Genomic DNA, 10,221 nt, shown 5'->3' on the forward strand with positions numbered 1-10,221 from the left:
GGACCGAGGTCCGCACGCCGCAGGACCTTGTGATCCGCGTGAGCTAACTCGCGCCCAGCGGCAGTGCGTGCAGGGCGTCGTCGTGGCCCGCGTAGAGGTGGGTGTCGTCGGCGGCCAGCGACCAGACGTCCTTGCCGGGGATCCCGTCGCGGAAGGTCCAGAGCTGCCGGCCGGTCGCGGCGTCGATCGCCCACACGCCACCGGCGGCCGGCCCGGGGACGTACAGCACGCCCTTGGCCACCAAAGGTTGGCTCCGGACGTCCAGCGGGAACGGCAGCCGGTAGGACCACACCTGGCGGCCCGTCACTGCGTCGTGGCCCGTGAGCAGGCCGTTGTCGCGCGGGACGTAGACCCGGGTGTCGTCCGCGACCGGCGGCAGCGCCCGCCACTGTTCTCCCGCGGCCGGACCGGCCGTCCAGCGCGACTCGCCGTTCGGCGCCAGCGCGCGGACGCCCCCGGTGCCGTCGGGGACATAGATGTTCTCCGGTCCGGGGGTGTACCAGCGCAGGTTCTCGTCCGCGGGGGCCTTCCACAGCTCCCGGGCGTCGGTGGCATCCCGGACGACCACCTCGGTGCGCTCGCCGGCTCTGCGCCTGCACAGCAGCAGGCCGGGGGCGGCCGTCACGGGGGCCAGCAGGTTCTCGCCGGCCCCGAAGGGCAGCGACCAGAGCACCGACCGGTCCGAGACCCGGATCGCGAACACCTTGGTGTCGGGTGACGTGGTCGTGGTCGAACCGTAGTTGAGGACCGAGCCGTACAGCGTGCCGCCGTCGCAACCGGCCAGCTGGACGCTGCCGCGGCCCGACTCCTCGGGCAGCGGCAGGCTCCAGTCGCCGCCGGGGTCGGTGAGATGGCGGGACTCGATGCGGCCCTGGAAGGTGGTGAACAGCCGGTCCGGCCCGAACACCACGCTCCCCATGGAGTCCGGGCCGCTCGGCGGGTACGGGCGCGGCTGGTCGAAGGTGATCAGCCGCGCCGGGGCGCCGCTCGCGGGATCCAGCACCACGAGCCTGGTGCGGGACGGGAACAGCGGCCGGCCCGGCCGGTCCGCCAGCCGCTCGGGCGCCATCGCCTCCGCCCCCCGGTACGTCCAGGCCGGCGCGGGCCCCTCCGCCGCGGTCGGCCGCGGCGTCGGCGGCGCCGTCCGGGCGGAGCGCCCGAAGGCCCACAGTGCCGCGCCCCCCGCGAGCACCCCGGCCCCGACGAGCAGTCCCCGCCGGCCGAGCCGCGGCCCCTTCCCGCCCCCGCCGACCACGTCCCCGGGCGTCCCGCCGGCACCGCCCGCGTCGTCCCACTGCCACGAGCCCTGCTCCGCCGACCGCTGCCCGGCCGAAGGCGACTCCATCTACCGGCTCCCTCGTCCCCCCAAGGCAGCGCTCACCGCTGCCGATCAACGGAGACTACCGAACATCCGTCCCCGATCTATTGCGGCGGCGCGATCCGGCCGGGTCTCGGATCCGCCGGCAGTCGGCGGCGCCCCGTCGGCCGCCGTCCGGTATGGCCCTTCGCGCACTCCGGCCGCCGGGCGGGCAGGCTCGGGATCACGCACACCGTGGTCCGGCGCTGCCGGCGGGAGGGTACGGCCATGTGGACCGAGGGCGGTATCAGGCGGTTCGGCGGCGGAGGGTGGCGGCTCCCAGGGCGAGGGCGAGCAGGGCGGAGCCGGCGACGACGGCGAGATCGCGGGCCACGGCGGAGTCGGCGGTGGCGGTGGTGGTGAGCCGGGTCATCGCGTCGACGGCGTAGGAGAGCGGCAGGACGTCGGAGGCCCAGCGCAGCGCGGTCGCCATGGCGTCGCGCGGGACGAAGAGCCCGCACAGCAGCATCTGGGGGAGGAGGACGGCGGGCAGGAACTGGACGGCCTGGAACTCGGTGGCCGCGAACGCCGAGACCAGGAGGCCGAGCGCCATGCCGAGCAGTCCGTCGGCGACGGCGACGGCGAAGACCAGCCAGGTGGGGCCGGCGATGTGCAGGCCGAGCGGGCCGATGGTGAGGGCGGTGGCGAGGGTCGCCTGGAGCAGGGCGACGGCGCCGAAGGCCAGGGCGTACCCGAGGAGCAGGTCGAGTTTGCCCAACGGCATGGTGAGCAGCCGTTCCAGGGTGCCGGTGGTGCGTTCGCGGAGCATGGCGACCGAGGTGACCAGGAACATCACGAGGAGCGGGAAGACGCCGAGCAGGGCGGGGCCGGTCCGGTCGAAGGTGGCGGGCTGGGCGTCGAACATGTACTTGAGCAGGACGAGCAGCAGGCAGGGCACGACCAGGAGCAGGGCGAGGGTGCGCGGGTCGTGGCGCAGCTGGGTGAGGACGCGACGGGCGGTGGCGAGGGTGCGCCGCAGGGCGTGCGCCGTCCGCGGCCGGGTGCGGGGGGTGGTCATCGGCCGGCCTCCACCAGTTCGAGGAACGCGCTGTCGATGTCGGCGGCTCCGGTGGCGCGGAGCAGCGCGTCGGGGGTGTCGTGGGCGAGCAGCCTGCCGTCGCGCATCAGCAGCAGGCGGTCGCAGCGGGTGGCCTCGTCCATGACGTGGCTGGAGACCAGCAGGGTGGCGCCGCCGTCGGCGAGCCGGCGGAAGAGCCGCCAGAGGTCCTGGCGGAGCACCGGGTCGAGGCCGACGGTCGGCTCGTCGAGGATGAGCAGCTCGGGGGTGCCGAGCAGGGCCGCGGCGAGTGAGACGCGGGCGCGCTGGCCGCCGGACAGGCGGTCGACGATGTCGCGTTCGTGGCCGGTCAGGCCGACCTGGGCGATCACCCGGGCGGGGTCGGTCCCGGGTGCGCCGAGGACGGCGGCGAAGTAGTCGAGGTTCTCGGCGACGCTGAGGTCGCCGTAGACCGAGGGGGCCTGGGTGACGTATCCGACGCGGTGGCGCAGGGCGGGGCCGCCGGCGTCGAGGCCGAGCACCTCGACGCGGCCGGCGGCGGTGCGCTGCACGCCGACGACCGAGCGCAGCAGGGTGGTCTTGCCGCAGCCGCTGGGGCCGAGGAGGCCGGTGATGGTGCCGGCGGCGATGTCGAGGTCGAGGCCGTGGAGGACCGGGCGGCCGCCGCGTTCGACGGTCAGGCCGGTGATGCGGACCGCGGGGCCGGGCGGCCCCGCCATGGAATTCATCATGTGATGAGTTTTGCGCCGCCGGAGGTGCCGGTCAAGTCGCGCGCAGGTGTCACCGGTGACAATGGCCTCGTGAGTGGCGAGGGGAATCAGCAGAAGCGGGTCGGACGGCGCCCCGGGGGAGAGGACACCCGGGGCGCGGTGCTGGAGGCGGCCCGGGCGGAGTTCGGGGCCCGCGGGTACCAGAAGGCGAGCATGCGGGCGATCGCCCGCGCGGCCGGTGTGGACGCGGCGCTGCTGCACCACTACTTCGGGACGAAGGACCGGCTGTTCCTGGCGGCACTGGACTTCCCGGTCGACCCGCGGGCCGTCGTGGAACGCGTGCTCGCGGGCGAACGCGAGCGCGTCGGCGAACGCGTGGCCGCCTTCGTCCTCGGGCTCTGGGAGGAACCGGCGGTGCGGGACCGGCTGCTGGCGCTGCTGCGCACGGCGGCGGCCAGCGAGGAGGTGGCGGCGCTGGTGCGGGGCTTCATGGTGACCGAACTCGTGGGCCGACTGGCGGGCGAACTCGACCTGGAGGAGCCGGAGTTGAGGGTGGAGCTGACGCTCTCGCAGATCGTCGGGCTGGCGATGGCGCGCTACGTGATCCAGGTGGAGCCGCTCGCGTCGGCACCCGCGGAACGGCTCGCCCCGCTCCTGGCCCGGACGGTGCAGGGATACCTGGCCGAGCCCTGAGGGTGTGCGGTGCCGGGCCTGGCGGCGCCGCCGGACCGTTCTCGGGCACAGCTCGACAGCACGACGGTAAGCCGATGACGTCGCGCCGCCCTCCCAGTAGGCTTCCGCAGCAGTGACGTCGGCAGTGACGTCGGCGGGGAGGACGCGGAACATGCTCGGCTGGTGGATCGGCATCACGGAACTGAGCCCCGAGGAGTACGACCGGGCAATCCCCGAGCAGCGCCGTGACTTCGTTCTCGCCAGGTGGGAGATCGGGGCGTCAGGGATCACGTGGGTGGAGGAGCTGGTGGCCGCGGGCAAGGCCGAGCAGTTGATCCGCGGCGGGTACCCCAACCGCTACACCGCCCGCGCGGAGCACGTCCTGCCCCTGCTCGCCGCCGGTGCGGTGCCCGGCTCCGGTACCGGAACGTGGGTCCAGGCCCGTGCCGTGGAGACGCATCCGGAACGGATCGCCGCGTGCCCGGCCGACCGGGCACTGACGATCGAGGTCTGGGACCTGTCCTAGAGACGCTCGGACGAGCGGTCCGGACCGGCGCCGCGGCCTCTGCCAGGATGGGCGTCCTCGACCCGGGCGGAGCGAAAGGGCGGCGCAGTGGTGGAACTCGACCCGAAGAGACTGCTGATCCTGCGCCAGATCGCCGACTCCGGCAGCGTGGCGGGCGCCTCGCGCGCCCTCGGCCACACGCCCTCCGCGGTGTCCCAGCAGCTGAGCCGGCTGGAACGCGAGGTCGGCGTCCCGCTGGTGGACCGCACCGGCGGACGGGCCGAACTGACCACCGCCGGACGCCTGCTGGCCGGCTACGGCGACCGGATCGGCCAGGCGCTCCAGGACGCCGCCCGCGACCTGCGGGCACTCGGCGGGGCCGCCGCCGGCCCGGTCGCCATCGGTGTCCCGGCGCCCGCCATCACGTTCTTCGCCACCACCGCCGTCCACCTGCTCGCCCGCACCCACCCCGACCTCGTCCCCCGGCTGGTGGAGACCGGGCGGCAGGAGGGGCTGCGCGCACTCCGCCTGGGCGAACTGGACGTCCTCGTCATCGAGGACGACCGGCAGGAGCCCACCCCGCTGCCGCCCGGCGTCGAGGCGAGCGTCATGTTCGAGGACGCCTACCGCCTGGTCGTTCCGGCCGACTGGCCGTCGCCCGCCGACCCCGCCCAGCTGTCCGGCCGCCCCTGGATCACCGCCCCGGCCGGCTCCCCCCGGCAGCTGGCCTTCCAGCGCCTGGCCGCCGAGCACGGCATCGTGCCGCTGGTGGAACACACCGCCCGCTACCGCTTCGCCGTCTACACCATGCTCGCCGCGCGCCTCGGCGCCGCGATCCTGCCCGCGAACGCCGCCGCCCTGATCGGCCCGGGCGCCGGCACCGTCACCTCGCTGCCGGTGCCCGGCTCCTACCTGGTGCGGCTGCTGCGGCGCACCGGCCCGTGGGGCGCGCCCCCGGCGGTACGGGCGGCGGGCGAGGCGCTCCAGAGCGCGCTGCTGACGGCGGGCGAGCGGCTGGCGGCGCAGGGCCTGACCGACGGTGAGCCGCGGGTGAGCAGCCACCTGGTCGATCCCGGCGAGCGGACCGCGCCCGGCGTGCCGTCCGCCACGCCTGTGCCGTAAGCATCGCTGAACGCCGGGGGTGAGCACCGCTTTCTGGTGCCGGTCCCGCGCCTCTGCCAGCGTGGCCGGGTGACCACCACCGCGGACGACCGACCTCCCGCTCCTCCGACTCCTCCCGCTCCTCCGACTCCCGAGGACCGACGGCCCCCCGCCGCCCCGAGCCGGGCCGGCGGCCCGCGCCGCCGGGCGGGAGGCGCCGTGCGACTGCTCCAACGCGCGGCCTGGGCCGCGGTGTTGGCCGGCGCGGTGACGACGGCCTGCACCCCGTGGGGCTCGACGCCCTGGTACGCCGGCTGGAGGGGTGCGGCCGGTGCGGCGGCAGTCGCGGCGCTGGCCGGACCGGTGAGCGTCGCCCTGGGCGAGAGCCCGCGCTCCGGCTCCGTGGCCGGCGCCCTGTTCCGCAGCGCCCTGCTCGCCCTGATGCTCTGCGTGTTCGCCGGCGGTTTCGCCTTCTCCCTCAGCGGCTGGTTCCACCAGCACGACCGCGACGTTCACGCCACGCTCCGGGTGTCCGCCGCCGTCACCGGCTGCCACGACAGCGGCGACACCAGCACCGAGTGCACCTACCACTGGACGGCGGACGGGCACGAGTACCGCGCCGACGAGGGCGCGGACGAGCAGTGGCCCGACGGACACCGGGTCGGCGTACGGATCGACCCCGTGCACCCGCAACGGGCTCCCGTCACCGGCGGCGGCTACTGGCCGCTGTGGATCATGGTCGCCGTGGGCGGGCTCGGCACCCCGTTCATCCTGTGTGCCTGGTGCCTCCTGGAGGAGCCCACGGAGTAGAGCCGGGAGGGGGCGAGGGGTGATCGGGTCAGGCCTGGCCGGCGGGGCGCAGCAGGATCTCGTGGATGGCCAGGTGCCGGGGGCGCTGGAGGGCGAAGGTGATGACCTCGGCGACGTCCTCGGCGGTGACCTGGGCGACGTCGTAGAGCTGCCGGGCGCCCTGGCGGGTCGCTTCGTGGGTGATGTGGGTGGGCAGCTCGGTGGCGACGACGCCGGGCTCGATGACGGTGACGCGGACGTCGGGCAGCAGCTCCTTGCGCAGCGACTCCGACCAGCCGTTGATGCCGAACTTGGTGGCCGCGTACACGCCGCTGCCGGCGTTGGCGATCCGGCCGGACGGCGAGGAGGGCCCCACCGGGACGTGAGCCCTGGCGACGGCCGCGGGAGGCTCATCCCGTCGGCAGGGAGAGCTCGAAGCAGCCGCCGGCGCCGGCGGACGGCCGACCGAGGGTGAGGTCGCCGCCTGCCGCGCGGGCGAGGCGGCGGGCCAGGGCCAGGCCGAGGCCGGCGCCGTCGTGGCCGTCCCCGGGATCGGCCCGGCGTCCTGGCTCGAACACCGCCTCGCCCACCCCCTCGGGGATGCCCGGGCCGTCGTCGCTGACCACCACCGTGACCGAGCCGGGCCGGCCCGCGCACTCCATGGTCACCGACGTCCGGGCGTAGCGGCGCGCGTTGTCGAGCAGCGGCGCCAGGATGCGCTCGACGATCGGGGCCGAGACTCCGGCCACGACCTGTGCGTCACCCCCGTGTACCCGAACCGGCGGCGCGTGCGGGAACTCCTGGGCGCTGCGCTCGGCCAGCGTGGCCAGCAGTGGCGCGAGCAGGCAGCGGCCCGGCGCCTCGCCGGTTCCGCCGCCCGCGCCGATCCCGTCGCGGGCCTGGGAGAGCAGCGTCTCGCAGATCTCCCGCATCCGCGCCGAGCTCTCGGCGATGGCGCGGTGGGCGGCCTGCTGTTCGGCGGCGTCCCGGGGCCTCGCCAGCAGCCAGTCCGTCTCGGCCGTGATCCGGGCCAGCGGTGTGCGGAGCTCGTGCGAGAGCTCCGCGGTGAGCTGCTGCTCGTGCCGCAGGACGGCGGCCAGCCGGTCCAGCAGTTCGTCGAGGTTGCCGGCGAGGGCGGACAGTTCGGCCGGGCGCCGTGCGGTGCCGAAGCGGCGGGTGGTGTCGGCGGCGCTCCAGGCCGCCGCCTGGGCGCTCATCGCCGCCACCGGGCGCAGCGCGCCTCCGACCACGGCCCGGGTGACGAGGTACACGGCCGCGAGCATGAGGGCGGCGAGGGCCGCCGCCGCGGTCAGGGCGAGTTCGGCCGTGGGTTCTCCGGGGTCCGGTCCGACGGCGGCCACGACGGCGCCGACGCGTCGGTCGCCCGCGAGGACGGGCAGGACGTAGAGGCGGGCGGGGTCGGGTCCGGTGCTGCGGCTGAATCCGGCGGGGCCGCCGGCGAGCCGGTCTGCGGTGTTCTGGAGGGCGCGCGAGGCGGTCGGGCGTTCCAGGGCCTGGTCGTCCTGGTAGATCCAGACGCCGACGTCGAGGGCGCTGTCGTCGGCGGGTTCGTCGATGGTGAGCCTGCCGTCGGCGGACGGGCGGACGGTGGCGGCCGCCGCCGTGGCCCGGGTGCGCAGCAGTTCGTCGGTCTGGCTGTTCAGTTGTGCGGTGAGCAGCCCTTGGAAGACGGCCGTCAGCACGGCCACCCAGACCGCGATGCTGACCAGGGCGATCAGTGCCAGGCGGCCGCGCAGAGTGCGGGGACGCAGCGAACGCAGCCGTGTCGGCAGCCGGTGGGGGCGGATCCGCCCGGTGGAGGGTCTCATTCGAACCGGTAGCCCACGCCGCGCACCGTGGCGATGCCGTGCGCGCCGTCCACCTGGCGCAGCTTGCGACGCAGGCGCGCCAGGTACTGGTCGAGGGTGTTGTCGGTGACCATGGCGCCCTCCGGCCAGCCCGCGCGCAGCAGCGCCCGCCTGCGGACGACGGCTCCGGGTACCGCCATCAGGCAGGCCAGCAGCCGGAACTCGGTGGGGGTCAGGGCGACCGAGCAGTCCCGTCCGGCCAGGACGTGCCGGGCCGGGTCGAGGCGCAGCTCCGAGCCCCCGCTCCCGGGTTCGCAGCCGAACCGGCGCATGGCGGCGCGCAGCCGCGCGGCGAGCTCGGCCATGTGGAAGGGCTTGGCCAGGTAGTCGTCACCGCCGGCCGAGAACCCGGACAGCCGGTCGGTGAGTCCGCCGTGCGCGGTCAGGAACACCACGGGCACGGCGAAGCCGTGGGCGCGCATCGCCTGGCACACGTCCCGGCCGTCGGAGTCGGGCAGGCCGATGTCCAGCACCACGGCGTCGACCTGCTGCCGCACCGCGCGCAGCGCACTCGCGCCGTCGGCGGCCGTCAGCACGTCGAACTGTTCCTCGCGCAGGCCGCGGGCCAGGGCCTCGCGCAGTCCGTGGTCGTCCTCGACGACCAGTACCCGGTGATCGGTCATCGGCACAGTATCGCCCGTCCGGATGAGAGCAGCCTGGGCGGCTCAGGACGCCGGGGGCCGCCTCCCGGCAGGTGGCCCCGTGCCGCTGTGCCCGCGGTGACCTCGCGGATTCCCGCGGTGACGCGCTCAGGTTGTGTTCAGGTCGCGCGTGTCAGCCTCGGCGTCATGACATCCACCATGGAGCGATCCGGGGCCGCGTCGCTCGGCCGCCAGTTGATCAACAAGGTGCCCGAGGTCACGATCTGGTTCTGGGTGATCAAGATCCTCTGCACCACGGTCGGCGAGAGCTTCGCCGACTGGATCAACACGACCCTCGGCGTCGGCCTGGTCGACACCTCGTTGATCTTCACCGCCGTGCTGGCCGGCGCCCTGGGCTGGCAGCTCGGTACCAAGCGCTACGTCCCGTTCGTGTACTGGCTCACCGTCGTGGTGCTGAGCGTGACCGGCACCCTGTACACGGACATCCTCACCGACAGTCAGGGCGTCCCCCTCGCGGTGAGCAGCGGCGTGTTCGCCGGCGTCCTCGCCGTCGTCTTCGGGATCTGGTACGCGCGTGAGCGGACGCTGTCGATCCACAGCATCGTCACCCGCTCCCGTGAACTCTTCTACTGGCTCGCGGTCCTGGTGACCTTCGCCCTCGGCACCGCGGTCGGCGACTGGACCCTGGAGCTGACGGGCTGGGCCCCGGGCGTGTCGGTGCTCCTTCCGCTCGGGCTGATCGCCGCGATCGTCGTCGGTCGGCGCCTCGGCGCCGGCGCGGTGCTCTCCTTCTGGCTGGCCTACATCCTCACCCGCCCGCTCGGCGCCAACCTCGGCGACTGGCTCGCCTCGCCGAGCAGCGACGGGGGCCTGGGCCTCGGCACCGCCGTGACCAGCGTGATCTTCCTGGCCGCGATCCTCGCCACGGTCGTCCACCTCACCCGGAGCCGCAGCGACGTCATCGAGGCCGACGACGGGGCCCGCACGCCGCAGGCGGCGAACCCGGCGCGTGAGCGGGTCATGCTCGGCTACTTCGCCCTCGTGGCGGTGGCGGCCGGAGCGCTGCTCGTGTGGGCGAACCAGCAACCGCACGCGGCCGTGGCCGGCGAGGCCGACGCCCCGGCACCCGTGGCCGCTTCCCTCACGCCGCAGCAGGCGACGTCCTCCTTCCCCCCGGCGGAGATCGCGAAGTTCCGCACCATCGCGTCCGACACCCTGGCCAAGCTCGACGCCGGGGACCAGAAGGCCGCGACCAGCCGGGTGAAGGACCTGGAGACGGCGTGGGACGACGACCAGGACAGCCTCCAGCCCAAGAACGGGCAGGCCTGGCACTTCCTCGACGGCGAGATCGACCACGTCCTGACGTCGCTGCGCGCCTCGCACCCGGACAAGGCCGCCGAGGTCCAGGCGCTCGACACCTTCCTCGCCTCGCTCGGCTGACCGACCGCGACACCGACTGCCCGCCGCTCGGCGCAGTGCCGAACTCGGGCGCTGCGGAGGGCGGGAGCAACGTGGGGGGCCGGGGCGGGGGGGCCGCCGGCGGCGCCGCGCGACTGGAGCGCCGAGCGGGCCGCGCTGGAGGCCCACGAGCTGTCCTTC

Annotated in this window: 11 protein-coding genes; 5 read left to right on the forward strand and 6 right to left on the reverse strand. The window is 74.9% G+C overall.

Features of this window, described 5'->3' with window-relative positions; translation table 11 throughout:
- Positions 1-43: 43 nt before the first annotated feature.
- The 3 genes from ACFV4G_RS36020 to ACFV4G_RS36030 form a co-directional block, all read right to left on the reverse strand.
- Complete coding sequence (locus ACFV4G_RS36020) at positions 44-1,345, reverse strand: PQQ-binding-like beta-propeller repeat protein (protein WP_380446407.1); 1,302 nt, start codon at positions 1,343-1,345, stop codon at positions 44-46.
- Between the two features lie 259 nt (positions 1,346-1,604).
- The gene (locus ACFV4G_RS36025) at positions 1,605-2,375 is read right to left on the reverse strand and encodes an ABC transporter permease (RefSeq protein WP_380446408.1); all 771 of its coding nucleotides are present in this window, start codon (positions 2,373-2,375) and stop codon (positions 1,605-1,607) included.
- Positions 2,372-3,094: an ABC transporter ATP-binding protein gene (locus tag ACFV4G_RS36030; protein WP_380446409.1), complete on the reverse strand. Its 723-nt coding sequence runs from the start codon at positions 3,092-3,094 to the stop codon at positions 2,372-2,374. The genes ACFV4G_RS36025 and ACFV4G_RS36030 overlap by 4 nt, the downstream gene beginning before the upstream one ends.
- Before the next feature lie 81 nt (positions 3,095-3,175).
- On the opposite strand from ACFV4G_RS36030, the gene ACFV4G_RS36035 reads away from it, so the two are divergent.
- The 4 genes from ACFV4G_RS36035 (at position 3,176) to ACFV4G_RS36050 (ending at position 6,173) form a co-directional block, all read left to right on the forward strand.
- Positions 3,176-3,778 (forward strand): TetR family transcriptional regulator, encoded by a 603-nt coding sequence (locus ACFV4G_RS36035; RefSeq protein WP_380446410.1) that lies wholly within the window; start codon positions 3,176-3,178, stop codon positions 3,776-3,778.
- A gap of 151 nt (positions 3,779-3,929) precedes the next feature.
- Complete coding sequence (locus ACFV4G_RS36040) at positions 3,930-4,283, forward strand: hypothetical protein (protein WP_380446411.1); 354 nt, start codon at positions 3,930-3,932, stop codon at positions 4,281-4,283.
- An 87-nt stretch (positions 4,284-4,370) separates the two neighbouring features.
- Positions 4,371-5,384 (forward strand): LysR family transcriptional regulator, encoded by a 1,014-nt coding sequence (locus ACFV4G_RS36045; RefSeq protein WP_380446412.1) that lies wholly within the window; start codon positions 4,371-4,373, stop codon positions 5,382-5,384.
- Positions 5,385-5,582: 198 nt separating this feature from the next.
- Positions 5,583-6,173 (forward strand): DUF3592 domain-containing protein, encoded by a 591-nt coding sequence (locus ACFV4G_RS36050; protein WP_380446413.1) that lies wholly within the window; start codon positions 5,583-5,585, stop codon positions 6,171-6,173.
- Between the two features lie 28 nt (positions 6,174-6,201).
- Here the strand turns inward: ACFV4G_RS36050 and ACFV4G_RS36055 are convergent, their stop codons facing one another.
- Genes ACFV4G_RS36055 through ACFV4G_RS36065 form a run of 3 tightly spaced genes read right to left on the reverse strand, consistent with a single transcriptional unit; the run spans position 6,202 to position 8,643 of the window.
- Positions 6,202-6,528 carry an SDR family NAD(P)-dependent oxidoreductase gene (locus ACFV4G_RS36055; RefSeq protein WP_380446414.1) on the reverse strand — a complete coding sequence of 109 codons (327 nt, stop codon included), beginning with the start codon at positions 6,526-6,528 and terminating at the stop codon, positions 6,202-6,204.
- Positions 6,529-6,562: 34 nt separating this feature from the next.
- On the reverse strand, positions 6,563-7,981 hold the full coding sequence (locus ACFV4G_RS36060) for a sensor histidine kinase (RefSeq protein WP_380446415.1): 1,419 nt from the start codon (positions 7,979-7,981) through the stop codon (positions 6,563-6,565).
- Positions 7,978-8,643: a response regulator transcription factor gene (locus tag ACFV4G_RS36065; protein WP_380446416.1), complete on the reverse strand. Its 666-nt coding sequence runs from the start codon at positions 8,641-8,643 to the stop codon at positions 7,978-7,980. The genes ACFV4G_RS36060 and ACFV4G_RS36065 overlap by 4 nt, the downstream gene beginning before the upstream one ends.
- 165 nt (positions 8,644-8,808) lie before the next feature.
- Between ACFV4G_RS36065 and ACFV4G_RS36070 the strand changes: the two genes are divergently transcribed.
- Positions 8,809-10,062, forward strand: a complete 1,254-nt coding sequence (locus ACFV4G_RS36070) for a hypothetical protein (protein WP_380446417.1) — start codon at positions 8,809-8,811, stop codon at positions 10,060-10,062.
- The last annotated feature ends 159 nt before the right edge of the window (positions 10,063-10,221 follow it).

The organism is Kitasatospora sp. NPDC059747 (assembly GCF_042732955.1).
In the GTDB taxonomy this organism is placed as follows: domain Bacteria; phylum Actinomycetota; class Actinomycetes; order Streptomycetales; family Streptomycetaceae; genus Kitasatospora.